Origin of the sequence: Rubrivivax gelatinosus IL144, assembly GCF_000284255.1 — a bacterium.
Classification (GTDB): Bacteria; Pseudomonadota; Gammaproteobacteria; order Burkholderiales; family Burkholderiaceae_C; genus Rubrivivax; species Rubrivivax gelatinosus_A.
The window spans coordinates 709,020-735,932 of the sequence record NC_017075.1; the positions used below are offsets into that span (position 1 = coordinate 709,020).

Below are 26,913 nucleotides of genomic sequence, written 5' to 3' on the forward strand. Positions count from 1 at the left end.
CGCGTGGTCAACTCATGCTCACCTTTGGTGCCGGTTCATCCCCACCCGCGTGGGGAACGCTCGGCATCAGTGAAGATGCCGTGCTCAAACGCCGGTTCATCCCCACCCGCGTGGGGAACGCGCTGATCACGGCGCGCGCGCGCGACCCATTCGCGGTTCATCCCCACCCGCGTGGGGAACGCGATCGCGCCCTCTTCATCGGTTGCATTGCCGCCGGTTCATCCCCACCCGCGTGGGGAACGCTGCGACGCTGCTCAACCTGAACGCCCTGCTGCCGGTTCATCCCCACCCGCGTGGGGAACGCGACGAGTGGACCGCGCGCCAGCCCTGGGAGAGCGGTTCATCCCCACCCGCGTGGGGAACGCCGCTGCTGTTCGGCGTCGGTGTAGCGGCTGGGCGGTTCATCCCCACCCGCGTGGGGAACGCACTTCCTCCAACCCGTTGAAAACAAACAGGCTTTTGGGCGCGTCCAACGCTACCGAGCTGAGGCGCCCATTTCCAGTTTTTTAAAGAGCCCCGGTCGCCGGTACTTCCGGCAGGAAGCTGACCAACTGGACACCATCGAAGTCCGTTGGCATCCGCCTATTGCGACCCAGTGTCGTGAACTCGAACCCCGCTTCGGCGCTGCTGCGCCAAACGAGCACGGCGTTGCCGTCTTCCAGCCCCTCCTCGACCTGCGCCCAGATGTGTTCGCGCACGCGCCGGCTGTAGTTGCCGACGTAGACCCCGGCACGAACTTCCAGCAGCCACACCGCAAGCCGGCCGCGAAGGCGCGGTGGCGCATTCTCAAGAACGATGACCAGCATCGCCGATGTTCTCCTCGTTCGGCAGAGCAGGGCCCACTGCGTCTGGCGGTGCCTCGGGCGGTGCAACTTCTCCTGCCGCCAGTACGTCCTCGATGTCGGGGATGATCCGCTCGAGCAGTTTGGTCTGTCGGAAGATGTCTCGGCACCCAAGACGTACGGCCCGTTCCGGGTTGCCGGCTGGCTTCGCGGCCGCCACCTTGAATGCAACTGGGACCACCGTCTCGAACTTGTAGATGTCGGCCACGTCGTAGACGAATGACAGTGGTTTTCCCGTGTGGATGAAGCCTACGGCGGGCGCGTAGCCGGCGGCCAGCACTGCGGCTTCAGCCACGCCGTACAGACATGAGGTGGCCGCCGATAGGCAGCGGTTGGCGATGTCAGCGCTGTTCCAGTCCTCGTGGTCGTAGTCGCGTCCTGACCACTGGAGGCCGAACTGCCGCGCAATCAACTGATACGTCTTGCGTACGCGCACGCCCTCGATGCCGCGCAACTGCTCAACGCTGCGGCGCGCCGGCGGCTCTTCGCCGAAACGCAGCGCGTACATCTTGCGGACGACCTTGAGCCGCAGCGTCTCGTCCAACGCGAGCATGGCCTGGTAAAGCAATCGGTCGGACCGGGCTCCACCCGGCTGCCCAGAGGAGTACAAGCGCACGCCGGCTTCACCGACCCAGACTAGCAAGGTGCCCACGCGGGCAGCCAGCGCTGCCGCGCGGTGAGACAGGCGTGTCCCCGGTTCCAGCATGATGCAGGCGACACCGCCCACCGGGATGTGGGTGCGCACGCCGGTGACGTCAACAACCACGAACGCACCGTCGACCACGTCGATCTCACCGCGCTCGATGAAGACGACCGAGATGCGCTCACGGATCGGAATCGGTTTGAGCGGCGGCAGCGGCGTGTTGTTCATCGGGGCTCACGCGGGCCCGAGAGACAACAGGCCGAGCCCCATTGCCTTGGCCGGACCGATGCCACCCGTCAGTGCCGCTTGGAGGGCTGGCGCATCGCTGACCTCCAGCACGCCATTGAAGAGCACGGTGTCGATGGTGATGCGTGCTCCACCGCTTCGCTGCCGCGTGTCGAGCCGCGCCTTGCAGGAGCAATCCGCGCCGTTGATCCGGAAGCCGTGGCGGTCACCTTGCCGCTGCAGCCATTCCAGTTGTTCGGCACTGTCGTGAAGTCCCCAGCGGCGTCCGTTGCGCTTGACGGCGGGATTCGCGCGCAACCGGAACCGGAAGGTCCGACCGGGCTGCACCACCGACTTCAAGTCGATGTGTTTCGTCTGCACCGGTTCCAACAGGTAGCCCGCGCGGGTGTCTATCGAATCCCACTGACCTGGCACGATGGACTGCACGAGGACGCTGGGAGCGGCGAGCGCGGCGGCGTCTTCCAGCCGCCACAGGAAACGTGCGACACCGCTCCCATCTTCCGTGACGAACGCCCGCGACAAGGTGCGGTGCATCTCATAGGCGTCTGCCAGGTCGCGACGGCCGTCCGTCTTCGTCGGGTCAGGCTTGAGCAGGCTCAGGTACATGGTCGAGGACTCCGGAACTGACGAAACGGGGACCGAATTGCCGGGTCGAGAACGGTGCAATCGGCTGGTCGTGGCGAAGCGAGCCGACACCGGGGGTTTCGAGCAGCAGGCGCACCGGCTGGGCAAGGTGTTCCCGGCGCGGTGCGGCCACCCTGGCTCGCTGGGCCAACGCCTCCTCGAGTGCGGCAGGCACGACGGCCTGCGTGGCATCGGTTACCAACGGCCGCGATGGCGGGAATGCCTTGCGGCCAAGCGCCAGCGGCCAGCGGGGCCGTGTCAACGCTTCGGCGATGCGGGCCAGCAACGCGCCGTCTTCCCCTTCCAGGCCGACGAGGAAGGCCGCATCGGCGAGGTAGAAGCGCGGGCTCACGACGGTGCGTTCCCGATCGGGCTTGCCGGTGCCGGCGATCAGCACGCCTTGGGCAGTCTGGTAGTCGCGCATCAGCATCCCCTCGCGGTCCACCCTGACGCCCATGCGCAGACGCACAAGGTCGTCCACGGGCTCACCGCGGTCGCGTCCCAAGGCTGCGCAAATGAGTCCCAGCACGCCGGACTTGGATGGTTCGAGCTGGCTGTCGCGTTCGTCAAAGCGGCTCGTCGTGCCCCAGGACTGCATCGGCGCAACAAGCTCCAGCAGCAGCGTAGGCATTTCAGCCCCTGACGCCGGCAAGGTGCTGGCGGGTGGCCTGCACCACCCATTCGGCGAGCGCCCCGACCGTGGGTGCTACGGTCGCCGTGTCCTGCGGCCACTCGCCGGTGAGATCCAGCACGGCCCAACGGTCCCTCGGGTCGCCATAGGCTCCGCCAAGCTGTCGTTCCAGCGCGGCAAGCGCCCGCACCGACTTGCTGGTGATGGCCAACTGCCGTTCGGGCCAGATCGGTGTCTCGAAGGCGTTCGCCAGGTTCAGCGGGGCGGCATGGCGCAGCGCAATGCCGATGAAACTGGGAGGGTTGTGCGCCGCGAAGGTGTTCTGCTTGCCCGTCGGAATCGCACGCGCGATCGATTCGGTGAATCCGGCCACGCCGGCCAGCACCAGATCGCCATCGCCCTGAAGATTGGTGGCGAGCTTGTCCAGGTCGAGCACCGCGTAGCGGTAGAAGGTCGCGGAGTTGAACTCGACCTGCCCGATCATGCCGGCACCGGTCTCGTCTGCTGTACCGAGATCGTCGACAGCAGTGAAATAGTCGAACTCGCGCTCGACGCGGTGGGTGCTAATGGCGTGCGCGACCTGGCACGCAGCGTCCTGGTTTGCGCTCGGCAGGTCAGCGAGCATGCGCCCGAACAGCGCGACGTCAACCGCCTTGCCACCGTCCAGCACCTGGGTCACGGCCTTCTTCACGCCGTCTGGTGCTGCAGCCTTGGCCTGCTTTTTCGTCTTTGCACCCTTGCCGTCATCGGTGGGCGGGGCGAGTTCGTCCCAGTGCGTGTCGATGACCTCGGCAAGGCCGGAAATCTCGCGAACGCCGAGAAACAGAGCGTATTGGGTCGCGCCCTCGGGCGTGATCTGTAGCCCGACCGATGCCAGTGCAGTCCGGATCCTCGCTTCCGCTTCTTCCGGAGTTCTTCCGCGTGCGGCCAGTTGCTGTTGCACCTGTGCCAGCAGCTTCTTCGTGCGTACGCCGCGTGCCTGCTCATCGATGCGATCTGCGGCGGCGGCGTCGAGCCGGATCGCTCGCTTGAAGCACTGGCTGCTGACGCGGGCTCGACGGTGGCCGCCGAAGACGGCGTCCTTCGGTGCGCCGGTGTCGTCCCGGTTGAGGTTCGACGGCGCGAAGTTCTGGATCAGGTGGTACTCGACGAAGAGGGTCATGGAAGCTCCTTGGGAGGGTCAGGATTGGTCGTCAGCGGCGTCGGTGCCGGGCTCCGAGGCGTGCTCGTGTGCTGCCACGCGATAGAAGGCCCGTGCCCACCGCTGGCGTGCGCGGTCGCGGCGCTCCTCGTTCCAGGGGTCGAGCAGGTCCCGCAGGTCGGCGAGCAACAAGACGTAGTCCAAGCCCACGCCGTCGGCGGCCAGCAGCGATATGGCCTGTCGCAGGTGATCTGCCAGCGCGTCCGGATCTGCGCCGAGCAATGCGATGAAGCGCTTCTCGATGCTCGGGCTGTCGCGCCGGATCAGTGTCTCGCCCAGCCCTGTGGCCAATGCGCGGCCCGACGCGTGCGCCGGGTGGAGCGCGAACAGCCCTGCACAGAGATACAGCGCACGTCGCGCCGCTTCCCGATCCTCACCCTGTGCGGCGAAGCGCTCGACCGCCGGATAGGCTGGCGGGTAGGTTCCAGGTGCGAAAGCGAGGCTGCGCCGCAGCGCTGCGATGGCGCCGCGGTCACGCAGGGCAAGAGACTGAAGGTGCTGGACGAATGCGTTCGCGTGCTCGCTCACGATCTGGCCTCCTCGGTGGGCTGGTTGTCGGCGGTGTCGGGCAGCGCGTCGGCAATCGATGCCAGCGCTTGCTGGTACTTCGGATGCGCCAGCGCTTCGGCGCGTAGTGCGGCGGCGGAGTGACCCAGCAGTGCCCGGGCGACGGGCCATGCGGTGGCGGCCGCATTGCGCAGCGTCGCGGTCCAGTCGTCCCGTGCCCGCTCGGTATCTCCTTCTCCGACGGCTTTCAACAGCAAGCCAAGACCGCGTTCTGCCGCCGCGAAGAACGTGGCCGGGAACGCGCTCGTCTCCAGGATCGAACGTGCCCGCGCCCGCGTCTCCTTCGACTTCGAATCAGGCAGGGCGGCCGCCAGCATGCTGATGGCGGTCAGACGAAGGCGCTGGTAGAAGTCGTCTGCGCGTTTCAGTTGGTCGGCGATGACCGCGGCGACGTCGGCTTTGCACAGGCCGGCAACCGGCAAGTGAACGTGCTCGACCCGCCAGCGCACCAACTTGGCTTGATCGGAACGCAAGCCCGCTACGAGAACCGGTACATCGCTGTCCCAGTCGCCACGGATCTCTTGCAGGTCGGCTGCCCAAGCTACCGCCGCTGCCGGCTTCGAGTTCGGTCCGGCCAGTTCAGGCAGCAGCGCCGCCAGGTCGCGCCACAGCGGGCGGCCATCGGCGAACGTCATGCGCACAGGCCCCGAGGACCCGCCGCGGAATGCCGCCATCGGGTCTGGCGCGTTGACATCCTCGAGCAAGGCCAGTCCGGCACCGAAACGAAGGTGCCGGACGTGAAGGCCCGAGTCCACCGGCTCGGGCTTGAGCAGGATCGAACGACTCAACCGCGTGTAGCGGTCGCACGGGCCGGTGCTCGGCTTGGCCATGCCGGTGAGCTCTGCGACGGTCGGCGGGCTGCACTCCCATGCTGGCCGATCGCTGTCAGGCGTCTCGGGCGCCGGGTGCAAGGACAAAACGAGAGTGCGGGCGAGGCTGTTGCCGACCGGCATGATTGCGGCCGTGTTGGCGAGTGGGCCGGCGTTGTCAGCGCTGCGGAAGACCTTGACCAGCCCTCCCGGGGTGAACTGCAGAAAGCCGAGCATCGTGCGCGCGGCGTCTGCCGCCGTGATCGCGGGTGCCGAGTCATCCAGCATGTGGTCGAACACGACTGGGGTGTTGCCGCAAGCGCGTCCCAACGCGATCTGCGTCCAAGGCTTGAACTTGTCCAGCGTCTCCTCAGCCTGTGCGAGTGCCGGCACCTGCATGAATGGGCGCTCACCGCCGAGCAGCCAGAAGTTCTCCCGCCATTGCTCCAGGTAGTGCTCCACAGCGGCTTGCGGGAGGCCGTCGTCGTACCAAACGGCCCGGTCGCGGTCGTTCCAGCGCCCGAACTGTTGTGTCACCGCCCGATGCAGGATGGCCAGCAGCAGCCGGTGGATGGCCACCAGTGAGGGCGGCGACGGCTCTGCGATGGCGACGATACGCCCGGCCTCGGCGAACACCTCGCGCAAGCCAACGGCGGAGCTGCGCCCGTCGGCGTAAAGCACCGGGATCCAAGGCTCGTCCAATAGGTTGAAGGCCGGAGATGCTGGTGTTGGGCAGTGCATGTTCATGCGGCGCTTTCCTTTGCGGAAGAGGTCGCAGGGCGCTCGTAGACGATGCCCAGGACCTTGTCGAACCGGACCACGACCCGCCCGACGGTGGCGACACCGCCGCGCAAGCACAGTGGCCGGACGTCTCGTAGCCAGGGGTGCTCCTGGAACCCGGCGGGCGGGTCGCTGGCCAGCAGTTCCTTGACGATCGCCTTACTGGACAGCCTGACCTGCCGTGACAGCAGCCGTTTGGCTAGTTCCGGCATGGGTTTGAGCCCGGGATCGAACGGGGCGTCGTCTGGCGCCACCCGCCAGCCGCCGTCGTCGACATGGATCGGAACCACGGTGACCGATGCGTCGCCGAGTCGGGTCTGGTTGGTCAGGCCCAGGCCGCTGCCTTCTTCGCTACCGGGCTTGCCGCTGTAGGCGTTCGTGACGGCTGCGTCTGAGCTGACGGCAGCGTTGCGGGCGAAGCTTGATTCGATCTGCTCGCGTGCCAACTGATCACCCCAGGCATCGCCTTCGATCAGGTCGGCGGCGCCTGTGGGCAGACCGGCGGGTAGCGGGGCGTCGCCGTAGACGGTCTGCACCAGTCGGTCTATGTCCCGGGGCAGACGCCATTCAGCCTCACGCGAGGCGAAGGCCCAGGTCCGGTACAGCGGGTAAGGCCCGTACAGCGAGCCCCAGCCGGTGCGTTCCAGGTCCGGCAGTCGGTGCGCCAAGAGGCCGGCAACGATCAGGCGCGCGTCGGCATGTGCCGGTGGCCGCGCGCGTTCATGCCGGTGCAGACGCCCCGCTCGCTGCAGAAGCAGGTCGACGGGGGCGAGATCACTGATGAGAAAGTCGAAGTCGATGTCCAGGCTCTGTTCGACGACCTGTGTCGCGACGAGCAAGGCGCCGTCCGGTCGCGCGGCCATCTTGCCGAAGGCCTGCATCACGGTCTGCTCGCGAGCCGCGCGTTCATCCGCCGGAAAGCGGGCGTGGAACAGCAGCAGGCGGACGGACTCAGGCAGGCGCTGCCGCAGCAGTTCGTGCAGTTGCTGGGCGCGAGCCACGGTGTTGACGATCACGGCGCCACAACCGCCACCGCCGGCTCGGCGGGCCGCCTCGTCAGCGATGGTCTCGATGTCCTCGCCGAGCGCCTCGATGAGGATCGGTGCCTGATCGCGCGAAGCGAAGTGGCGCCCGTCGAGACCGCTGTCACTGGCCGCCAGCAGGCGGGGATATGGCAAGACAGGCGCAGCCGAGGGGCTGACGCCCCAGCGGCGCAGCAGCGCTTCCCGACGCGCCGCAGGCAATGTGGCGCTCATCAGAACGACCGAACAACCGAGGGCCTTCAACCAACCGAGCAGCTCTTCGATTAGCCCGCCGGTATAGGTGTCGTAGGCGTGCACTTCGTCTAGCACCACGACACGGTTTGCCAGGCCCCACAGGCGAACGAAGTGATGTTTGACGTTGAGCGTCGCGAACAAAGCCTGATCTACGGTGCCGACGCCGTACGGCGACAGCAGGGGCCGACGTCGCTGCGAGAACCAGACCGACGAGCGCACATCGGCGGCGCCCTCACCGTGTATGCCCCGCAGTTCGACGAGACGGTCGTCGAGCAGGGCGCCGCCATGAGCCAACTGGATGTCGAGCGACGTTTCGCGTCCGAAAGCTCGCAAGAACTGCAGCGTGCGATCGAACATCGCATTGCCGGTCGCCTGTGTCGGCAAGGCGACGTAGAGGCCACGGTGCCCAACAGCGGCCTGCAGGCGTAGATGCGCGAGGAAGGCGAGTTCGGTTTTGCCTTCGCCCATCGGCGCCTCGACGAGCAGTAGTGCTGGCCCGTGAGTGCCTGCCAGCAGTTCGTCGGCAGCCGACTGCAGCGGTCGTGCGCTGATGTCGTCACGTCCGACGATTGCGCGAATCAACTCGTCGGTGGTGCTTGCGTGCCGAAGGAGCGGGAGGTGTCGCGGCCAGCCGATGGCATCTAGCGCAACCTCCGCGCAAACCAAGGCGGCCGCATGGTGTTCCTCGAGCGTCGCACCACGTTCCCCGAGTGGGAACCACTCGATGTTCGAGCCGATCCAGTCGGCGACGCTCACCAGTCCGGCAAGCCAGGCGCAGACGGCCAGAGGCGGTTCGTCTTCGGATTCGCGACGAGCCCCGCCTTGGATCGAGAGGGCCCCCAAGTAGGCCGACAGCAGTTCTCGTCGTGCCAGTTCCCAGGCCGGTGGTTCGCCGACGCGGCGCCCGCCACGGATCTGCTGAGCGTCGAAGAAGTGCCCGTGGTGTGCGCCCAGCACTCTTGCCAACCAGCGTTCGTGGCCAGGCCAAGTCTCCGCCAGTACGCGCAGCAGTTCGAATGTGCCGACGAGATCATGTCGATCCGCCGTGAGCGTCGAGCGGGGGAACGACAGCCCCGCAGCAACCAAGGCGTTGTAGCCCGTGGGCCACTTGCACTGGAAGCCCGGTATCGCCTTGCCGTAGTCATGGAGCCCGGCCCAAGCTGCGATGGTTCGCAGCGCCTGCTTTGTGTCCAGCCCCAGCGCGGCTGCGGTTCGGTCTAGCGCTGCCGGAGGCTCGCGTTCAAGGATGCGCTGCGCGACGGCCGCGACATCCAGCATGTGTGCCAGTAAGCCATGTCCTTGCGTGTCGCCGCTCTTGGCCCATATCGCTCGAACCTGTACTGCCAGCTCATCGAACCGCACCGCGTTCCTCCCTGGAGCGCTTGTTTGCGGCGCATTCTGCGGATCGAGTGGCTCACCAGGGGAGCCTTGAATCGGGGTGTGCGCGTCGGGGCTGATATGGATCAGTCTGCGTCCCGACCGACTCATGTGGTCGGCTGTGTCGGCCTCAGTAACTCGCTCACGTCCACCCCCAGTGCGGTGGCTAGTCTCTCTACGGTGGCGACAGAGACGTTTCGCTCTCCACGTTCAACCGCCCCGACGTAGGTGCGATGAAGATCCGCCAGTTCTGCAAGGCGTTCTTGCGACAAGCCACGGAGAACTCGTAGACGGCGGACGTGTCGCGCGATACGGCTACGAGCGTCTTCGCGCATCGTCTGTCCTTGGCGGATTTCGCGCGTGCGCATATCCGCGCTGAGGTGTTGATTGGGCTTGTCTATGCAGGCTTCCCTGCCTGGACCGTATGTGGTGTCAACAACTCGGTGATGCGGTCTCTGTACTGTGGCGCATCGTCATCGAGAAGAGCATTCAGGGCAGCACGAAGCCCGCTCTTGTTCGTACAAGCGACCATTGCGTCTACGACAACGGGAAGCGCGATGGCGATGGGCGGGCGTAGTAGTGGCGGAAGATCCCGCCCGGAAGCGTGTTTTTGCGCCTCCGACGACGCGGCAAATAGATGCGCCAACTCGTGGATACCGAACAAGCGCGCGAGCGTCCGCTCGGTAATCGGCCTGTCGCCCCGAAGCATTTGGCCTACGAATGCACCGTCTTGGTATCCGAGTCGACGCCCAAGACGTGCTTTGCCCCCGAGCGCTCGCTGTGCCTGTTCAAGCAGCGCACGCCGTTCCTCTGCCGAAATGCTCCATGTAGCCATGGCAAAGACGGTAGCTACAGCTAGAGTAGCTTCGGCTACTCATATGCTGTAGCATTGGCTATCGATGTGCTTTGTGAGCACGTCGCTCGGGAGACGGCTCGTAGCCAGAGTTTCTGAGCCGCGGTGCTGCTGGGGCAACGTGACAAGGAGGCGCAGTGAACCTTGACTTAGTCCCAGCGACCATTGGCAGGCTTGCGACTCATCTTGCTGATCCTTCGCGCGCCTCAACGTGTCCGCACGCGGCACCTGGACGCTGATTCGATGCTCAAGGACTGGCACCCCGTCCTCTCCCGCGTCCGCGCGGCGTTGCTGCGCCGTGGCCGCACGGAGCACGATGCCGACGACCTGGTGCAGGAGGCCTGGATGCGGCTGGCCCACTACCAGCGCGAGCAGGCGGTGGACAACCCCGAAGGCTTCTTGATGCGCGCGGCGCTCAACCTGTCGATCGACGCGCACCGCGCCCGCGCCTGCCGGGGCGAGGAAGTGCTGCTGGACGACGAGGTGCTGGTCGACGCCACGCCCGGCGCCGAGGCGGTGCTGCTCGCCAAGGAGCGCATGGCGCGCCTCGGTGCCGGTTTGGGACGGCTGAACGACAAGACTCGCGCTATCTTGCTCGCCCATCGGGTGGACGGCCTCAGCTACCAGGACATCGCACGGCAGCACGGGCTCAGCGTCAGCACGGTGGAAAAGCACATCGCCAAGGCCACGCTGCAACTCACCCGCTGGATGGAAGGTTGGTAGACATGAACCAGCGGCCGCCCGCCGGCGACGGCGCGGCACGGGGCAAGGCGACGGTGACACCCCAGGTCGCCGCCGAGGCGGCGGTGTGGGTGGCCCGCCTGCACGGGCCCGACCGCTCGCCGCGCATGGAACGTGAATTCCTGGCCTGGCAGGCGCAGTCGGCCGCGCACCGCGAGGCTTTCGAGCGCTGCACGCAGACCTGGCAGGACGTGGCCGGCGTGTCGCTGGCCAGCGCCTACGCCGCTGGTGACCAGCAGGCTGCACAGCGCGCCGGCTGGCCGCGCCGCGCCCTGGCCGTGGGCCTGGCCGGGCTGCTGGCGGGTGCCGGGGTGCTGCTGTGGCGCGGTGCCGCAGGCGACGACTACCGCACCGTGGTGGGTGAGCAGCGCCAGGTGCAGCTGGCCGACGGCACCCGCCTGGCCTTGAACACCGACACCGAGCTGCGCGTGGCGCTGGGCGACACGCAGCGCACCGTCACCGTGGCGCGTGGTGAAGCGCTGTTCGAGGTGGCGCCTGACGCGCGCCGGCCCTTCGTGGTGCGCGCTGCCGGCCGCGAGGTGGTGGCGCTGGGCACGGTGTTCACCGTGCGCGTGGGCGATGCCGCAGCACCGGCCGGCAGCGCCGTGGCGGTCACCTTGCTGGAGGGCCAGGTGGCGCTGCGGCCGGCGGCTGGTGTTGGCGGCGACGCGGCAGCGCCGCCGCTGCTGCTGCACCCCGGTGAGCGGGCGCGTTTTGGCGCAGGGGCCGGGCAGGGCACTGCGGCGCGGGTGGACCGGCCGCGGCTGGACCAGGTGGTCGCCTGGCGGCGCGCCGAGGCGGTGTTCGACGCCACGCCGCTGGCCGACGCGGTGGCCGAGATGAACCGCTACAGCCGAACGCCCATCGTGTTGGTCGACGCGCCGGCCCTGGCCACGCTGCGTGTCAGCGGCCTGTACCGCACCGGCGACAACGCCGCTTTCGCCCAGGCGGTGGCGGCTTTGCACGGGTTGCAGCTGCGCACTGCCGAAGGACGCCTGGAACTCGCCCTGCCTCCGTAGGAAAAGCACCTGTGCGTGCGCTCTGGACAGGCTCGTCATCCCGTTGTCCGCCACACGGCAACGCTAGAAGGGCACCAGATGGGCTTGAACGCCAACGCCGCCACGGGCTCCCGTGGCGCTGACCTGATCAAGAGCGCACTGGCCGTGCTGCTGGCCGTGTGCGGCCTGGCGGCGCAGGCCGGGCCACCGGCACAGCGCCATGCCGTCGAGCAGCCGGCCCAGGCGCTGGCCGACACGCTGCACGGCATCGCCCGGCAGACGGGCGTGTCGGTGCTGTTCGATCCGGCGGCCGTGGGCGGCCGCAGCGCGCGGCCGGTGTCGGGCCGGCTGTCGGCCGCCGAGGCCGTGGCGCTGGCGTTGGAAGGCTCGGGCCTGGTGGCCGAGGTGATGGCCGACGGCGCCATCGTCGTGCGGCTGGCGCCGCCACCGGCGGCGGCCTCGGGCCTGGCGCCGCGCAGCACCCACGCGCTGCTGACGGTGGCCGACGCGTCGGTGCCGGCCGCGTGGCCGGTGGCGGGTGAGGCCGCGGCCGACGAAGCGGGCGCGCGCGCAGCGGCCGGGGCCGATGGTGCGCAGAAGATCCAGATCACCGGCTCGCGCCTCAAGCGCATCGCGGCCGAAGGGCCGGCGCCGGTGAACGTCTACACGAAGGAGGACATCGAGCGCAGCGGCCAGCCGACGCTGGAGCGCTTTCTGGCCGGGCTGAACGAGGCCTCGGTGGCGCCGGGCGAAGGCGCGCAGGGGGCGACCACGGGGCAGGGCGCGGTGCAACTGCGCGGGCTGCCGCTGGGCTCGACGCTGGTGCTGATCAACGGGCGGCGCGCGCAGGCGGTGGGCTCGTCGTCGGCCAACTTCTTCAACCTCAGCCTGATCCCGCTGGCCGCGGTGGAGCGCGTGGAGGTGCTGCCGGTGGGCTCGTCGGCGGTGTACGGCGGCGACGCGCTGGCCGGCGTGGTGAACGTGATCCTGAAGAAGTCGATCGATGGCCTGTCGCTGGCCGCGCGGGCCGGCGCCGGCCAGGGCAGCAGCGACAGCAGCCTGTCGCTGGCGGCGGGCGGGCAGACGGAGCGTGCCTCTTATCTGCTGCTGGGTTCGTACAGCCGCAATACGCCGCTGACGATGGCCGAGCGCGGCTTCTTCCGCAGCGGCGACTACCGGCGCGACGGCGGCCCCGACACGCGCACGCGCGGCTGCACGCCGGGCACGGTGTCCAGCACGACCGGCGCGGCACTGCCCGGGCTGGGTTCGCCGGTGGCCGGCATCCCGCGCGTGCCGGCGGGGCAGCCACTGGTGCCGGGCGACTTCGCCGCGCTGGACGGGCAGCCCAACCTGTGCAACAGCCTGGCCAACGGCCACGGCTACGCGCTGGTGCATGGCGACGAGACCTGGGGCCTGCATGCGGTGGGCGAGTGGCGGCTGGGCGAGACCTGGGCCGCCTTCGGCGAGCTGACCCACACCCGCGACACGCTGCGCGCCGAGCAGACCGGCCTGGCGCTGAACAACGTGCTGGTGCCGGCCGGCAGCCCGTACAACCCCTTCGGCGAGGCGGTGCGCGTGACGGGCCGCCTGGGCCTGGACAACGGCGCCGAAGGCCTGGCGCGCGACACGCGTTTCACCCGTGCGCTGCTGGGCCTGCGTGGCGAGCTGGCCGCCGGCTGGGACCTGGAAGCCACGCTGTCGACCTCGCGCGACGACGGCGAGCGCCGCCTGCTGAACGGCAGCGTGAACGCCGCCGCGCTGGCAGCGGCCCTGGGCGCGACGACGCCCGACGCCGCGCTGAACCCCTTCACCACCGGCCCGGCTGCCAGTGCCGACGTGCTGCGCGGCATCTGGCAGGACAGCGTGCGCCAGAACCACGGTCGCAAGGACATGGCGGCAGCCTTCGTGCGCGGGCCGCTGGCCCAGCTGCCGGCCGGGCCGGTGGAGGCGCTGGCGGGCGTGGAGGCCGCACGCGACTGGTACGAGACCACGCTGTCGGGCGTGACCACCCGGGACAGCCGCAACGCCGCCGCCGTGTACGGCGAACTGCGCCTGCCGCTGCTGCGCGCCGGCGCCGAAGAAGGCCGCGGCTGGCCGCTGACGACGCTGACGCTGGCCGGCCGCCGCGACCGCTACAGCGACTTCGGCAGCGCCGGCACCTACCAGGCCGGCGTGGAGCTGCGGCCTGCGCGCAGCGTGCTGCTGCGGGCGTCGACGGCCACCTCCTTCAAGCCGCCGACGCTGCTGCAGACCAGCGTCGACGACACCAGCATCCCGGCCGAAGCCTTCGGCCTGGTGGACCCGGCGCGTGGCGGCGAGGCGATCACCGGCGCCGAGGTGCTGCGCACGTCCAACCCCGACCTGGGCCCCGAGAAGGGCCGGGCCTGGTCGCTGGGCGCGGTGTGGGAGCCCGACGGCAGCCTGGGAACCCGGCTGGCGGTGACGGCCTGGCGCGTGTCGATCGACGGCCTGATCGCGCTGCTGTGGCCGCAGGTGACGCTGGACTACGAGAGCCGCTTTCCCGGGCTGGTGACGCGCGGGCCCTCGGTCGGCGGCCAGCCGGGTGCGGTGACGCAGGTGCTGTACTCCGAAGTGAACTTCGGCCGCCTGGACACCGCCGGCGTCGACCTGGATGCGGCCTACGCCTGGCGTGCCGCCGGGGCCCGCTGGACGCTGGCCGGCAGCGCCACCCGCACCAGCCGCTACGACGTGGCCGTGGCACCCGGTGCGGCGGCCGAAGACCGCGTGAGCCGGCGCGCGCTGGACTACTGGGCCCCGCGCTGGAAGGGCCGGCTGTCCGCCGGGCTGGACACCGGCACCTGGGGCCTGGGGCTGACCGGGCGCTACCTGGGCAGCTACCGCGACACCGCCGGCGACGGCCGCCGCCTGGGCGACGACTGGCAGTTCGATCTGGCCGGCCGGGTGGACCTCAAGCGTCTCGGCTGGGCGCCGGCCAGCGCGAAAGCGGCATCGCTGGGGCTGGCCGTCACCAACCTGGGCGACCGGCAGCCCGAGTTCGTCGCCGCGGCGCCGTACTACGACGTCACCCAGGCCGACTGGCGCGGGCGCTACGCCAGCCTGCGGCTGTCGGTCGACTGGTAAGCCGGGGCGCCTTCGCCCCGACGGGCGCCCGCACGGGCGCCGCCGCCTGCTTCACACGAGGAGTCCCATGTCCCGTTCTTCCCCGGGGCGTCGCCTGCGTGCGGCGTCCCGTCGTCTGCTGCGTCTGCTGGCGCCTTTCGTCCTGCCGGTGCTCGTGTCGGCCCCCGCCCGCGCCGAGGGCTACGCGGGCGGCCCGACGGTGCAGGACGTCGTCGAGTTCACGCGCATCGTGCAGCCCTTCAACCACGACGCCGACACGCTGCGGCAGCAGGTCTCGCCCGACGGCCGCCAGGCCTTCATCGTGACGCGCCGGGCCCTGGTGGCGCGCGACGTGAACCGCTTCGAGATCCTGCTGCTGGACGTGGCGCCCGAGCGGCTGGCCGCGGCGGGGCGCGACGCGCGCCGCGACCCGCCGCGCGCGGCCTGGGTGCTGGACGCCCACGACGACGGCGACGACGCCGACCCGCCGCTGCAGGACGTGCGCTGGGCCGGCAACCGCACGTTGGTCTTCCGCGCCCGCGTTCAGGGGCAGCCGTTCCAGGCTTACGCGCTGGACGTCGGCACGCGGCGGCTGCAGCAGCTGACGTACGACGCCGACGGCGTGGCGAGCTTCGACCTGTCGGCCGACCGGCGGCGCGTGGTCTACCTGGCGCCGGTACCCACCCCGCCGCTGAAGCCCGGCGCGCACGGTGTTGTGGTCGGCAACCAGTCGTTCTGGAGCGTGATGTTCGGCCAGCACGACCGGCGTGCGCAGCAGCGGCGCTACCAGTACCGGCTGGCCGACGGCGGCGGGCCCGGGCGCGCGCTGGGCGAGCCCTTCGCCGAAAGCAGCAGCCGATATCCGCGGCCCAGCGTGTCGCCCGACGGCCGCTGGGCGCTGCTGCCGCGCTACGACGCCGAGCGCCAGCCGACCTGGGCGCTGCGCTACCCGCTGGTGGCCGACGCCGCTGCGCGCTACGGTGCCGGTGCGTTGCAGGACCCGCTGCAGTACTACTCGCGCCCGTACTCCTACGTCGCGCGACGGCTGGTGGCGGTGCGCCTGGACAACGGGCGCGAGCAGGCGGTGTTCGACGCGCCCGACGACACGCTCCCCGGCCTGAGCCAGCTGCGGCCCGACCGGCTGTGGCGTGCCGACGGTGCTTCTGTGGTGATCGCCGGCACGAACCTGCCGCCGCCGGCCGACGGCCAGCCGGCGAGCCCGGCACCGCACGTCGTCGAGTACTGGCCCGACTCGGGGCGCTGGCACGCGTTTGCCGAGCTGAAGAGCCGGCTGGTGGCGGCCTGGCCGGTGGCGGGCCGCAGCGACGTGGTCGAGCTGCTCGACGGCGCCACACGGCGGCGCTTCGCGCGCTCGCCGGACGGGCGCTGGCGCGAGCTGGACGCCGCGGCCGAAGCGGCGAGCGGCTGGACGCTGCGCATCGACGAGGCCTTGAACCAGCCGCCCGACGTCGTGGCCGTGGCGCCCGACGGCCGCACGGTGCGCCTGACCGAGCTGAACCCGCGTTACCAGCCGGTCGTGTGGGGCACGATGCGCCCGTACGCCTGGCGCGACACGAAGGGCCGGCCCTGGCAGGGCGGGCTGATGACGCCGGCCGGCCACGAACGCGGTGCGCGCCACGCGCTGGTCATCCAGACCTACGGCTTCTCGCCCGAGCGCTTCTACCTCGACGGGCCCAACCAGTTCAGCGGCTACACCAGCGGCTTCGCAGGGCGTGCCTTCCTGCGTGAGGGCCTGCTGGTGCTGGCGATGCCGTGGGCAGCGTCCAGCGGCGCGCCCGACAACGAGCACGAAGGCATCGCTGCCTTCGCCGACGGCGTGGCCGGCGCGGTGGAGCAGCTGGTGGCCGAAGGGCTGGTGGACCGCGAGCGCGTCGGCATCATCGGCTGGAGCGCGACCGGCGAACGCGTGCTGAACCTGCTGACCTTCTCCGACGCCCCGATGCGCGCGGCCAGCATCCTGGACGGCGACGCCAACACGCTGTTCTCGCTGACGGTGACCTACGCGGTGAAGGACGGCATCCTGCGCCGCAAGGAGCAGGCGAACCAGGGCGGCCCGTTCGGCGAGGCGCTGCAGCGCTGGGTGCGCAACGACCCGTCGCTGCACACCGACTGCATGCGCGCGGCGCTGCGCATCGAGAGCTACGGCCCGCTGGTGCAGAACAACTGGGACATCTACGCGCTGCTGCGCCGCCAGTACAAGCCGGCCGAGATGATCGTCATCCCCGGCGGCGCCCACGCGCTGTCGCGCCCGGCCGAACGCCTGCTGTCGCTGCAGGGGAACGTCGACTGGTTCCGCTTCTGGCTGCTGGGCGGCGAGCGCCAGGCCCCCGTGCTGCCCGGCGAGACGGCCGCCGACCTGCAGGCGCAGTACACGCGCTGGCGGCAGATGGCGGACCTCAAGCGAGCGGACGAGGCGCGGCCGCGGTGTGAGCGGGAGGGTGCTGGCGGTTAGCGCATGGCGAAGCCGACGTCCATTGCGCCAGCCAGGCCTCGATGCCCAGGTAGACGTGGAGCTGGCTCACGTGCGCGGCGAGCGTGGTGGGCCGGTCCGACAAGGCTTGTTCGAGCCGCGCACGGTCGAGCAGCCCGCGCCGCGCGAGTTCGCCGTCGAGCAGCAGCTCTTTCGCGAAGCCGAGGTTGCGCAGCAACACGGCTTGCAGAAGCTCTTCCATGCCGCCCTTGGCGCGGCGGGTGCGGATCTCGGGCGGCAGTTCGTCGGCGAAGGCGCGCCGCGCCAGGGCCCGGCCGCGGCCGCCATGTGTCAGCACCCAGGTCGGCAGGCGAAGACAGAGTTCGATCAAGGGCTGCGACAGCAGCGGGTTGACGAGCTCCGGTGCTGCCTGGCGCTGGAAGGGGTCATAGAACGGTGCGGGGTGCAGCAAGGCACGTGTCTGGACCTGTTTGCCGATGGGCAGCACTCTGCCGTCGCGCAGCGCGGGATGCAGGAACTGCTGCAGCCGCGTGCGGTCGTCCGGGACCGCCGGGCCCAGCAGTGGCGGCCGGGGATCGTCCAGGAGTCTGGTCGGCCGCAGCCGCTGCCTGAAGGCGTAGGCCATCGCGCTCCACACCGACACGCGGCCCAGCCGCGCGGCGTCCATGGCTGCCGCCGGGAAACCGAAGTCCAGGCCGCGGCAGTGCAGGTAGTCGGCGGCGGGCCAGGGACGGCCGAACTCGAAGAACAGCTGGTCGCCGCCAGCGCCGGTGAACAGTGCGCCGCTGCCGTATTCAGCGGCCAGTTCGGCATCGGCACGAGCGCTCAGTCTCCCGACGTAGTTGCCCGGTGTCGGCGTGCGTGCGATCGTCAGCAGGTCTTGAAGTCGGAAGTCCGTGTTGCGCTCGCGTTCGACCAGCGGAAAGCCGGCGCTGTTGGCGGCCAGGCGCGCATAGCGGCGTTCGTCGCCATCGGCGCCGGCCGAGTGGTAGTTCACGCAGGTCACGTGGGTGTGCGTCCGCCCCCGCGACAGGCAGCTCAGCAGGATCGATGAGTCGACGCCGCCGGACAGGCGGAACAGCACCCGGTCGTGGCACCCTGCCCAGGCGCTGGCGCAGGCCTGCACTGTTTCGCGCAGCGCGATGACGGCCATGTCCGGGCCGTGCGTGAGCGGCTGCCTGGCGAACGAGGTGGCATCCCAGAGCAACTCGCCTGCGCTTGCCGTGTGGGCGAGATCGATGGCCTCGCCCGGTGCGACCTGTTGCACGCCGAACAAGGCGGTGTCTCGTCCACCGGGTTCGCCGATCAGCAGTTGCGCAGCGACGGCGGGCCAGTTCACGGCGAAGCCGACGGTGGCGGGAAGCAGCGCCAGCGCGTCTTCGAGCCAGGAGCAGACGATCCACACCCCTTCATGCCGCAGCAGGTAGCAGGGCAGGGCGCCGCTGGGGTCGCGCAGCAGGCGCGTGCGTCCGCCTTCGGTGCAGAGGAAAGCGACGTAGCGTCCCCAGAAGTCCTGCACCAGTGCGCGGCCACCGCCATGCGCGATGCGGTCCGACTCGGCGGCGTCCAGTCCGCTGGACGGCAGCGGCGCTCCACCGCCATCGTCGCGGCGGAAGAGCGTGCCGATGACGACGCCCCGTCGTTCGCGCAGCAGGTGCACGCGCGTGTGCCCGGGGGGCGAACCCGTCACATGGACCTGCAGGCCGGGTTGCCTGTGCGCCGCCTGCCAATGCGGCGCAAGCGACTGGGCGAGTCGTGCTGCCGCATCGACCCGCGGCGGGCAGGTGGCGTCCCAGACGAATGCGACGTACCGGAACATCGTGCTGCGACGCTAGACCACGAGGATCGGACTGAACGCGCGCACGTGTTCGGCCTGGTCGTTCAGCACCAGCGAACCGCTCTGGACCCAGGAGTGCGCGGCGAACGGCCGCGTGCGCACGCCGACGACCCAGCGCGGGCAGTGACCCTCGCTGGCGAGGAAGAGCAGCAGCGCCAGCGAGTCGTAAAGGCATCGGTCCTGCGCCGCGAACGCCAGAGGCCGGAGCTTGTCGTAGCGGGCGACCGCATGGCGCAGTGCTTCGAAGTCACAGAGAGCCTTCGCGTTCGTTCCCCTGCGTGCGGTCGCGGCCTCGACGATCCAGAGCAGCGAGTGCCACCGTAGCCAGGCCGAGGCCGATCCGGCGGCGTGGATGAAGCGGCCAACGTCCTTGGTGCGCACGCTGACGATCGCGTCGTCCGTGTCGAGCGCCGAGCGAGGTTCCTCCAGCTCGACGATCGGGGCTGGCTCGACGAGATGCTCCACGAGCAGGCCGCGGGCCAGCAGCGGCCGAACCAGTGAGTAGATGGCGATCGAGGTCGGTGCCGTCTCGCCTTCCTTCCGCGTCGGGTTCGGCCATCCCGCGACCCCTCCGGCGAGAGCGGCGAGACGGTCGCCCGCAAGGCCGAGGTAGGTGCCGCTGCGCAGGTCCAGCAGGATGACTTGGCCGCCGGTCGCACAGGCGCGGACATGCGGCGCCAGGGACAGTGCGCGGGGCGAGGTTGGCGCGGGCTGAATCAAGATCGGCCTCGGGTGTAGACGGCGTGTCGTTGCCGACACGCCGCCAGACCGTGCGCGTTGTTCAGACGCGCTGCGGGAAGGCCGGGTTGTCTTCCGAGTTGATCAGGCTCGGCGCGCCCTGCGTCAGTTCCTTGGCGTCACCCAGGTCGACGATCTCCAGTTCCAGCTCTTCGTCCATGGCGAACTCCTTCATGGTTGGGACGGGAAGCCAGCGGCGATGTGCCGCCGGCTTGGAAAACTTAGACGGGGCCGTCGGCCGACGACAACGCCAACCCGCGATGTCCCGCCCTGTTCGGTCTGGTGCGGCCTAAGTGCCCGTGCTCGATGCCGAGAACGAACGCCGTCATGGTCGTTCGGTCGCCGGCGTAAAGCGGGGCACGGTTTCGCGGCCAGAGACCGAACGAGGCAGGCGTCATTCGGGTTCGTACGGTGTGGATCGTGTTTCCGGATCCGTCACGGAGTCATGGGGAGAGCCGTCTCGATCGCGGAGGCGCCCATCGCAGCGCCGGGCGCTTGCTGGCACATCTGCTGGCAGGCGGCGCTGGGGCGCAACCTCTTTCCTCACCGCAGCTTGTACGCACAAGTGCGCAATCGCCTGATCGAGGCGCACCGGACGACCGGCCGCGCCCTCGTCTATTTCCTGACGGCGCCTGCCGAGATCCATGTGGTCTCCACCGTGCGCCAGGGCGAAGTTCCGGCCTGCATTGCCCGAGCCGTCGGCAACATCGTGTCGCGTTGGGTGCGCGCCGCACATCCTGTGCGCAGCCCTGTGTTCGCCGGCCGGTATCGCGCCTTTCCGCTGGACTCGCCGCAAGCGCTGCGACAGACCATGCGCATGCTGGCCTGGCGGCCCGTGTTCCTCGGGCTGTGCAGGGCGCCGTCGCACCACGCGCAGTCCGCGTTGCGCTGCTTGCTGGGCAGGTCACGGGTTCAGGGCTTCGACGTGCATCCGGCGCTGCAGCTCTTCGCGCCGTCGCTGCCGAGTGCACGTATCGCGTTGCGGGACTGGATATCGCAACGCCCGGCAGCGCGCGAGATGGCGCGGTGGGAACTGGCGTGCGGCCTCAAGTTGGCGACTGGCGCAGTGGGGCCCGTTGCTTCAGTCGCGCGGGAGGTCCGCACGGAGGCAGCGGCGAGTCTCGTTGCTGCCGGCGGCGCCGACGGTATCGACGGTGCGCTGCGGTTGATCGAAGCCTGGGTAGCGTCACGGCTCGACCTGTCGGGCGCACTCGACCTGCATGCCGGTCGCAGCCCGTTGGCCGCCAGGGGGCGTGCGCTCGTTGCCTGTCTCGCTGTCCACTACCGCCTGTGTTCGGCGGCAGCGGTTGCGCGCCACTTCCGGCGGGCCAAGTCGACGCTGAGCGAGCAGATGGCGGCCAGCCGCGCCCGGGCGGCGGATCGCGCACTGCTGCAGACCTCCGCCCAGCGCATCGTTGACGAAGCGCTCGATTTGATGCGCACAAAAGGGGGACTGGCTGCAGCGGCCCGCACCGCGAATGGTTGACTTGCTCCTGCGTGGGTGCTTCGCCTGCCGTGCTGGCGGATCGGGGATGGCTGGACGCTGTGCTGACGCAAATCGCGCCGACGCATCGCCATCGTCGATGATGATGTGCCAATCGCACCGCGCGGCGCGTCGTGCAGAGCATCCAGCGTGCCTCGCAGAACGCCAATGAAGACCTACGACTTCCAGTCCTCCAACGCATTCGTCGAGCTCTTCGAAATACCGCCCTATCGCTCCGGCGCGCTGGAGGGCTTGTCTTTTGCGGTCAAGGACAACATCGACATCCGCGATCGATCGACCTCCTACGGCAGCAAGCCGTGGCGTGAAACGCATCCGCCGGCTGCCCATCACGCCGTGTGCGTGGAGCAGTTGCTGATGGCCGGGGCGCGCTGTGTCGGCAAGACCGTGGCCGACGAGCTGACCTACAGCCTGGATGGCGAGAACCACTTCTACGGCACGCCGGTGAACCCGCGGGCACCGGATCGGATTCCGGGGGGCTCCTCCAGTGGTTCGGCGTCGGCCGTCGCCTGCGGCCTGGTCGACTTTGCCCTGGGCACCGACTGCGGCGGGTCGATCCGGGTTCCGGCCAGCCTGTGTGGCGTCTACGGCATGCGGCCGAGCCTGCATCGCATATCCGAAGCCGGGGTTCTGCCTTTCGCGCCCAGTGTCAGCACCGTGGGGGTACTGGCGCGGACTCTCCCTGTTCTGCGCCAGGCGATGCGTGTGCTTCTTCGCAGCCAGGCGCAGGCGCTGCCGCCCGTCAGGAACATCTATTTGCTGCAGGACGCTTTCGAGATCGCCGATCCGGCCATCCGGGATGCGCTGTCGGGCTGCGTCGCGAGTTTCGACGGCCTGCCACACGTCACGGTCAAATCCATTTCGCTGCGCGAGATCACCGGATTGGACCTGAGTCTGAGGTCGTACAACGAGGACGCACTCCGGGTGCTCCAGACGGCAGAAATCGCCAACGCCCTTGGTGGCTGGATTCGGGCCAGCCAGCCGGAGCAGGGGCCCAACTTCCGGGCGGGCTATCGCAATGTCGAGAGTTTCGATCGCAGTGCGATGAGTGATGCCTTGAACTTGTGCGAGGCCCTCTTTGCACGGGTTGCGGCATTCACTCGGCCGGGCGATGTCTTCTGCTATCCGACGGTGCCCGTGCTCGCCCCGAAGAAAGGCGTGCTGACCGGCCGCAACCTGGATGCCGTGCTCGATTACTACGACCGCACCATGGCCGTCACCTCGTTTGCCGGTGTCGCGCGCCTGCCCGAGATCACCGTGCCACTGGCTCAGGTCGACGGTCTTCCGGTCGGGCTTTCGCTGGCCGCCGGGCACTATCAGGACGAGTTTCTCCTCGATGCCAGCCTGCGCTTGTGGGGTTAGCAACCAATGAAGTGAGGCTCGTGTTCTCGACTACATCGACCAGACCTGCTGATGGATATGGGTTTGCACGCCTCATGGCAGTTCGACTTTTGCAGGGCCTGGTCCAGCACCGCTTCTACTGTTGCAACCCTCAAAGGCACGAACGCGTTCGACGTGACGCGTCACCGGACCGGCGTTGCTTGCCAAGCCGTGGCGTGGCGAGTCGCCGGGAAGGCCACCAAGGCCCCGTGGAACGCTGGTCTGCGTAGGCCTGCATGACGTTGACCCCAAGCCACTTCGTTCCGGCCTCGCACTGGACATCGCACCCCGTCGAACGTGAACAAGTTACTTTCCGTCACAAGCGATTTGCGCGAAAGTATCATTTATATCAACGCGATCACTTGCCGGGCCCTCGAGCGCTCGGGCGACATCCATGAACACTCTTTCCATTGCGCGACGCTTGCTGCTGGCCTTCGGTGTGGTCGTCGTCGTCTTCCTGATCGTGGGCGCCACGTCTCTTTTCAGCAGCTTGCGTCTCGGCGAGGCCGAGAGCTGGAACCGCCATACCGTTGAGGTGATGGGGACCGGCGACCGCATGCTCGAGTCGATGATCAACATGGAGACGGGCGCGCGTGGTTTCCTGCTCTCCGGCGAGGACGCCTTCCTCGCGCCCTGGGTCCAGGGCCAGACGGCTTTCGACAAGGCCTGGAACGAGGCGCGTACCTTGACTGCCGACAACGCCGAGCAGCAGAAGCGGCTGGAGGCCATGAAGGCCGCCAGTGCCGGCTTCGCCTCCGTCGCGGCCGGCATGATCCAGATGCGTCGCGACGTGGGCGCGGGCAAGGTCGAGATGGCGCAGCTGATGCGCGAGTTCAAGGCCGGCAAGGACAAGGCGGCGATGGACAGCTTCCGTGGCCTGCAGGCGGAGTTTGTCGGCGCGGAGGAAGGCCTGCTGAAGAGCCGCGCGGAGGCGGCCGACAGCCTGCGCAGCCTCAACCGCTGGGTGATCGTCTTCGGCTCGCTGGCGGCGATCGTGATCGCGGTGGGCATGGGCGTGTGGGTCACGCGTTCGATCACGGGGCAACTCGGCGGCGAACCGCTTTACGCGGCCGGCGTTGTCCGCGAGATCGCTGCCGGCAACCTGGCGGTGGACGTTCAGGTCAGCGGCGGCAACCCGGCCAGCCTGCTGGCCGCGATGCGCGAGATGCGAGACGGCCTGGCGCAAGTGGTGGCCCGAGTGCGCCAGGGAGCGGAGTCGGTGTCGATGGCTAGCGGCGAGATCGCCGTCGGCAACACCGACCTGAGCCAGCGCACCGAAGAGCAGGCCAGCGCGTTGCAGCAGACGGCAGCCACGATGGAGCAACTGGGCGGCACGGTGCGCAACAACGCCGAGAACTCGCGCCAGGCTCACCAACTGGCGCAGGGCGCGGCCGCCATCGCGGAGCAAGGTGGCGACGTGGTGGGCCAGGTGGTCACCACCATGCAGGGCATCAGCGAAAGCAGCCGCCGCATCGGCGACATCATCGGCGTGATCGACGGCATCGCGTTCCAGACCAACATCCTGGCGCTCAACGCCGCGGTCGAGGCCGCGCGCGCCGGCGAGCAGGGCCGCGGCTTCGCGGTCGTTGCCGGCGAGGTGCGTACGCTGGCCCAGCGCAGCGCCGAAGCGGCCAAGGAGATCAAGAGCCTCATCGGACGCAACGTCGAGCAGGTCGAGCAAGGCACGGGCCTGGTCGACCGCGCAGGCAAGACCATGGGCGAACTCGTCGAGGCCGTGCGCCGGGTCAGCGGCATCATGACCGAGATCTCCGCGGCGACGAACGAGCAGACCAACGGCATCCAGCAGGTCGGCGATGCCATCGGCCAGATGGACCAGACCACGCAGCAGAACGCCGCGCTGGTGGAGCAGAGCGCCGCTGGCGCCGAGAGCCTGAAGACGCAGGCGATTCAGCTCGTCGAATCCGTCGCCGTCTTCAAGCTGACCGGGCAAGCGGCCTGAGCGCAGGAGGGGGCGCAACCATGGAAATGACCGTCGAAGCTCAGCGTATCGCTCGCCAGGAAGCACCGCGCCAGAGCGCACGCAGCGGCGAGTACCTCACGTTCCGGCTCGGCGGCGAGGAGTACGGGATCGACATCCTGCGTGTGCAGGAGATCCGCTCCTACGAACCGCCGACCCGCATCGCCAACTCGCCGCACTTCATCAAGGGCGTGGTGAACCTGCGCGGCGTGATCGTTCCGGTCGTGGACCTGAGGCTCAAGCTCGGCTGCGACAAGGCGGACTACAACGCTCTCACGGTCGTCATCGTGCTGACCGTGCGGGGTCGTGTGGTGGGGGCGGTGGTCGACTCGGTCTCCGACGTGCTGGAACTCGGGGCCGACAACCTGAGGCCGGCGCCCGAGATGGCTTCGAGCGTCGACAGTGGTTTCATCACCGGCATCGGCAGCGTGAAGAGCGCCGAGGCGGAACGCATGCTGATCCTGATGGACATCGAGGGTCTGATGTCGTCTGCCGACATGGGTTTGATGGACCTGAACTGAGTCCGCCCTGTGCGGCCGCCGGGGTGCTCCGCCCTCGGCAACATACCCGGCCTCGCGCTGGCCTGGTACCGCGCGCTGGCGCCGCCGTGGCTGCTTCCGGCCGGAGGCTGTCTCCCCGTTTCCTGCGCGCAGTGGACACCATCTGCGGTTTCCAGATACCCCAAACCCACCCCGGTATATCAAGCGTCAATCCCCCACTCCGATAAGAGACATCACAGAAACAGTCCAACAGAACATCCATCGGAGGCCCCCGTGCGCCTGAACAGATTGACCGTGCGTGCCAAGCTGAGCTTGGCCTTTGCCAGCCTGATCACCATGCTCGCGCTGGTGTCCGGTTTTGCCTTGAAGGCCCTGAACGACGAGAGCCAGCAGTTCACCGACTACGTCAGCGGCATCAATGCGCGGCTGCTGCTGTCCTACGAGGTCCGCACCAACGTCGAGGAACGCGCCATCGCCGCGCGTGACCTGGTCAACGCCAGTTCGGCGCGCGACCGCGAGGCGATCAAGAAGGACGTCGAGGGCCACCACGCCGAGGTGCAGGCCGGCGTCGAGAAGCTGGTGCGCATGGCGGCGGCGCCCGACGTCAGCACGAAGGCGCGGGAGATGATCACCAGGATCGCCGACATCGAGCAGAAGTACGCCCCGGTGGCGCTGAACATCGTCGGCCTGGCGGCACAGGGCCAGCGCGACGAGGCCGTGGCGCAGATGAACGCCGAGTGCCGCCCGCTGCTGGCCGCGCTGGTGGAGGCTTCGCATGAGTACCGCGACTACACCGACAGCCATTCCCACGAGTTGCTGGCCGCGGCGGACGCCAAGTTCCGCCACCAGCGCAGCCTGTTGATCGGCGGCTTCGTGCTCGCCGTCGTCGTGGCCATCGCCGCCGGCCTGCTGATCACGCGCAGCCTGACGCGTGCGCTGGGCGCCGAGCCCGACAGCCTGGGCGACATCGCCCGGCGCGTGGCCGCCGGCAACCTGGCCTCGGTGCCCGAGGCCGCGGGTGCCGCCCGCGGCAGCGTGCTGGCCTCGCTGGCCGAGATGCAGCAAAGCCTGGCGGGCATCGTCAGCCAGGTGCGTGCCGGCAGCGACGGCATCGCCACCGGCACGGCGCAGATCGCCACCGGCAACGCCGACCTCAGCCAACGCACGGAGGAGCAGGCCAGCAACCTGCAGCAGACGGCGGCGTCGATGGAGCAGCTGGCCGGGACCGTCAAAGCCAGCGCCGACGTCGCCCGCGAGGCCGACCGCCTGGCGTCGCAGGCGGCCGACTCGGCGCGCCAGGGCGGCGAGAAGGTGCGCCAGGTGGTGGGTGCGATGCACGACATCGCCCAGTCCTCGCGCCAGATCGCCGACATCATCGGCACGATCGACGGCATCGCCTTCCAGACCAACATCCTGGCGCTGAACGCCGCGGTCGAGGCGGCACGTGCCGGCGAGCAGGGCCGCGGCTTCGCCGTCGTGGCTGGCGAGGTGCGCACGCTGGCGCAGCGCAGCGCCGCCGCGGCGCGCGAGATCAAGACGCTGATCGCGGCCAGCAGCGAACGTGTCGAAGCCGGCACGCGCCAGGTCGACGATGCCGGCGCGGCGATCGGCGAGATCGTCGCCCAGGCGCAGCGCGTCAGCCAGATGATCAACGAGCTGACCGCCGCGGCGGCCGAGCAGTCGCAGGGCATAGGCCAGGTCGGCAGCGCGGTGCAGCAGCTCGACCAGGTGACGCAGCAGAACGCCGCGCTGGTTGAAGAGACAGCCGCCGCCGCCGACAGCCTGCGCGGGCAGGCCGAGCAGCTGAGCCGCGCGATGAGCCGCTTCCAGCTGGACGAGATGGCGTCGGCCTGACCC

At 69.2% G+C, this 26,913-nt stretch carries 21 protein-coding genes and 1 CRISPR repeat array (1 of these 22 cut by a window edge); of the genes, 9 read left to right on the plus strand and 12 right to left on the minus strand.

The features are described 5' to 3' along the window. A CRISPR array of direct repeats spans positions 1 to 426; the repeat unit is 29 nt; unit sequence CGGTTCATCCCCACCCGCGTGGGGAACGC; it begins 30 nt to the left of the window's first position. Between the two features lie 80 nt (positions 427 to 506). From cas2e to RGE_RS23535, 9 genes are all read right to left on the minus strand, one after another. Further along, a complete protein-coding gene (gene cas2e / locus RGE_RS03370; RefSeq protein ID WP_014426903.1) occupies positions 507 to 806 on the minus strand; it encodes a type I-E CRISPR-associated endoribonuclease Cas2e in 300 nt (99 codons plus the stop codon). Then, positions 787 to 1,713 (minus strand): type I-E CRISPR-associated endonuclease Cas1e, encoded by a 927-nt coding sequence (gene cas1e / locus RGE_RS03375; protein WP_014426904.1) that lies wholly within the window; start codon positions 1,711 to 1,713, stop codon positions 787 to 789. The genes cas2e and cas1e overlap by 20 nt, the downstream gene beginning before the upstream one ends. Positions 1,714 to 1,719: 6 nt before the next feature. Beyond that, positions 1,720 to 2,337: a type I-E CRISPR-associated protein Cas6/Cse3/CasE gene (gene cas6e, locus RGE_RS03380; RefSeq protein WP_014426905.1), complete on the minus strand. Its 618-nt coding sequence runs from the start codon at positions 2,335 to 2,337 to the stop codon at positions 1,720 to 1,722. Further along, entirely contained in the window at positions 2,312 to 2,986 is a 675-nt protein-coding gene (gene cas5e, locus RGE_RS03385) for a type I-E CRISPR-associated protein Cas5/CasD (RefSeq protein WP_014426906.1), read from the minus strand. The genes cas6e and cas5e overlap by 26 nt, the downstream gene beginning before the upstream one ends. 1 nt (position 2,987) lies before the next feature. Then, positions 2,988 to 4,148, minus strand: coding sequence for a type I-E CRISPR-associated protein Cas7/Cse4/CasC (gene cas7e / locus RGE_RS03390; protein ID WP_014426907.1), 1,161 nt, complete (start codon positions 4,146 to 4,148; stop codon positions 2,988 to 2,990). Positions 4,149 to 4,166: 18 nt separating this feature from the next. Then, positions 4,167 to 4,715 carry a type I-E CRISPR-associated protein Cse2/CasB gene (casB, locus tag RGE_RS03395; protein ID WP_014426908.1) on the minus strand — a complete coding sequence of 183 codons (549 nt, stop codon included), beginning with the start codon at positions 4,713 to 4,715 and terminating at the stop codon, positions 4,167 to 4,169. Beyond that, positions 4,712 to 6,310: a type I-E CRISPR-associated protein Cse1/CasA gene (gene casA, locus RGE_RS03400; RefSeq protein ID WP_014426909.1), complete on the minus strand. Its 1,599-nt coding sequence runs from the start codon at positions 6,308 to 6,310 to the stop codon at positions 4,712 to 4,714. Before casA ends, casB begins: the two co-directional genes overlap by 4 nt. Further along, complete coding sequence (locus tag RGE_RS03405) at positions 6,307 to 8,982, minus strand: CRISPR-associated helicase/endonuclease Cas3 (RefSeq protein ID WP_014426910.1); 2,676 nt, start codon at positions 8,980 to 8,982, stop codon at positions 6,307 to 6,309. The genes casA and RGE_RS03405 overlap by 4 nt, the downstream gene beginning before the upstream one ends. A gap of 122 nt (positions 8,983 to 9,104) precedes the next feature. Then, positions 9,105 to 9,365 (minus strand): helix-turn-helix domain-containing protein, encoded by a 261-nt coding sequence (locus RGE_RS23535; RefSeq protein ID WP_014426911.1) that lies wholly within the window; start codon positions 9,363 to 9,365, stop codon positions 9,105 to 9,107. Between the two features lie 728 nt (positions 9,366 to 10,093). On the opposite strand from RGE_RS23535, the gene RGE_RS03410 reads away from it, so the two are divergent. The 4 genes from RGE_RS03410 (at position 10,094) to RGE_RS03425 (ending at position 17,143) form a co-directional block, all read left to right on the plus strand. Next, complete coding sequence (locus RGE_RS03410) at positions 10,094 to 10,573, plus strand: RNA polymerase sigma factor (protein WP_014426914.1); 480 nt, start codon at positions 10,094 to 10,096, stop codon at positions 10,571 to 10,573. Positions 10,574 to 10,575: 2 nt separating this feature from the next. After that, the gene (locus RGE_RS03415; RefSeq protein WP_014426915.1) at positions 10,576 to 11,610 is read left to right on the plus strand and encodes a FecR family protein; all 1,035 of its coding nucleotides are present in this window, start codon (positions 10,576 to 10,578) and stop codon (positions 11,608 to 11,610) included. A gap of 78 nt (positions 11,611 to 11,688) precedes the next feature. After that, the gene (locus tag RGE_RS03420) at positions 11,689 to 14,691 is read left to right on the plus strand and encodes a TonB-dependent receptor plug domain-containing protein (RefSeq protein WP_232504980.1); all 3,003 of its coding nucleotides are present in this window, start codon (positions 11,689 to 11,691) and stop codon (positions 14,689 to 14,691) included. A gap of 67 nt (positions 14,692 to 14,758) precedes the next feature. Next, the gene (locus tag RGE_RS03425; protein ID WP_014426917.1) at positions 14,759 to 17,143 is read left to right on the plus strand and encodes a hypothetical protein; all 2,385 of its coding nucleotides are present in this window, start codon (positions 14,759 to 14,761) and stop codon (positions 17,141 to 17,143) included. Here the strand turns inward: RGE_RS03425 and RGE_RS03430 are convergent. From RGE_RS03430 to RGE_RS23925, 3 genes are all read right to left on the minus strand, one after another. Beyond that, positions 17,088 to 18,941, minus strand: coding sequence for an asparagine synthase-related protein (locus RGE_RS03430; protein ID WP_014426918.1), 1,854 nt, complete (start codon positions 18,939 to 18,941; stop codon positions 17,088 to 17,090). The two genes, RGE_RS03425 and RGE_RS03430, sit on opposite strands and share 56 nt — an antisense overlap. Positions 18,942 to 18,953: 12 nt before the next feature. Then, complete coding sequence (locus RGE_RS23020) at positions 18,954 to 19,679, minus strand: lasso peptide biosynthesis B2 protein (RefSeq protein WP_014426919.1); 726 nt, start codon at positions 19,677 to 19,679, stop codon at positions 18,954 to 18,956. 61 nt (positions 19,680 to 19,740) lie between these two features. Further along, positions 19,741 to 19,857 (minus strand): rubrivinodin family lasso peptide, encoded by a 117-nt coding sequence (locus RGE_RS23925; RefSeq protein ID WP_014426920.1) that lies wholly within the window; start codon positions 19,855 to 19,857, stop codon positions 19,741 to 19,743. A gap of 393 nt (positions 19,858 to 20,250) precedes the next feature. Between RGE_RS23925 and RGE_RS03440 the strand changes: the two genes are divergently transcribed. The 5 genes from RGE_RS03440 to RGE_RS03460 all read left to right on the plus strand — a co-directional run bounded on the left by RGE_RS03440 (position 20,251) and on the right by RGE_RS03460 (position 26,910). Next, positions 20,251 to 21,183, plus strand: coding sequence for a hypothetical protein (locus tag RGE_RS03440; protein ID WP_232504981.1), 933 nt, complete (start codon positions 20,251 to 20,253; stop codon positions 21,181 to 21,183). 165 nt (positions 21,184 to 21,348) lie between these two features. After that, a complete protein-coding gene (locus RGE_RS03445) occupies positions 21,349 to 22,560 on the plus strand; it encodes an amidase family protein (RefSeq protein WP_014426922.1) in 1,212 nt (403 codons plus the stop codon). 412 nt (positions 22,561 to 22,972) lie between these two features. Further along, the gene (locus tag RGE_RS24880) at positions 22,973 to 24,538 is read left to right on the plus strand and encodes a methyl-accepting chemotaxis protein (RefSeq protein ID WP_014426923.1); all 1,566 of its coding nucleotides are present in this window, start codon (positions 22,973 to 22,975) and stop codon (positions 24,536 to 24,538) included. A 20-nt stretch (positions 24,539 to 24,558) separates the two neighbouring features. After that, positions 24,559 to 25,077, plus strand: coding sequence for a chemotaxis protein CheW (locus RGE_RS03455; RefSeq protein ID WP_014426924.1), 519 nt, complete (start codon positions 24,559 to 24,561; stop codon positions 25,075 to 25,077). A 273-nt stretch (positions 25,078 to 25,350) separates the two neighbouring features. After that, positions 25,351 to 26,910: a methyl-accepting chemotaxis protein gene (locus RGE_RS03460; RefSeq protein ID WP_232504982.1), complete on the plus strand. Its 1,560-nt coding sequence runs from the start codon at positions 25,351 to 25,353 to the stop codon at positions 26,908 to 26,910. Positions 26,911 to 26,913: the final 3 nt, after the last annotated feature.

Bases quoted from the DNA above. Each gene is read 5' to 3' on its own strand.
- cas2e (WP_014426903.1), bottom strand. From the start codon at position 806: ATGCTGGTCATCGTTCTTGAGAATGCGCCACCGCGCCTTCGCGGCCGG.
- cas1e (WP_014426904.1), bottom strand. From the start codon at position 1,713: ATGAACAACACGCCGCTGCCGCCGCTCAAACCGATTCCGATCCGTGAG.
- cas6e (WP_014426905.1), bottom strand. From the start codon at position 2,337: ATGTACCTGAGCCTGCTCAAGCCTGACCCGACGAAGACGGACGGCCGT.
- cas5e (WP_014426906.1), bottom strand. From the start codon at position 2,986: ATGCCTACGCTGCTGCTGGAGCTTGTTGCGCCGATGCAGTCCTGGGGC.
- cas7e (WP_014426907.1), bottom strand. From the start codon at position 4,148: ATGACCCTCTTCGTCGAGTACCACCTGATCCAGAACTTCGCGCCGTCG.
- casA (WP_014426909.1), bottom strand. From the start codon at position 6,310: ATGAACATGCACTGCCCAACACCAGCATCTCCGGCCTTCAACCTATTG.
- RGE_RS23535 (WP_014426911.1), bottom strand. From the start codon at position 9,365: ATGCGCACGCGCGAAATCCGCCAAGGACAGACGATGCGCGAAGACGCT.
- RGE_RS03410 (WP_014426914.1), top strand. From the start codon at position 10,094: ATGCTCAAGGACTGGCACCCCGTCCTCTCCCGCGTCCGCGCGGCGTTG.
- RGE_RS03415 (WP_014426915.1), top strand. From the start codon at position 10,576: ATGAACCAGCGGCCGCCCGCCGGCGACGGCGCGGCACGGGGCAAGGCG.
- RGE_RS03420 (WP_232504980.1), top strand. From the start codon at position 11,689: ATGGGCTTGAACGCCAACGCCGCCACGGGCTCCCGTGGCGCTGACCTG.
- RGE_RS03425 (WP_014426917.1), top strand. From the start codon at position 14,759: ATGTCCCGTTCTTCCCCGGGGCGTCGCCTGCGTGCGGCGTCCCGTCGT.
- RGE_RS03430 (WP_014426918.1), bottom strand. From the start codon at position 18,941: ATGTTCCGGTACGTCGCATTCGTCTGGGACGCCACCTGCCCGCCGCGG.
- RGE_RS23925 (WP_014426920.1), bottom strand. From the start codon at position 19,857: ATGGACGAAGAGCTGGAACTGGAGATCGTCGACCTGGGTGACGCCAAG.
- RGE_RS03445 (WP_014426922.1), top strand. From the start codon at position 21,349: ATGAAGACCTACGACTTCCAGTCCTCCAACGCATTCGTCGAGCTCTTC.
- RGE_RS24880 (WP_014426923.1), top strand. From the start codon at position 22,973: ATGAACACTCTTTCCATTGCGCGACGCTTGCTGCTGGCCTTCGGTGTG.
- RGE_RS03455 (WP_014426924.1), top strand. From the start codon at position 24,559: ATGGAAATGACCGTCGAAGCTCAGCGTATCGCTCGCCAGGAAGCACCG.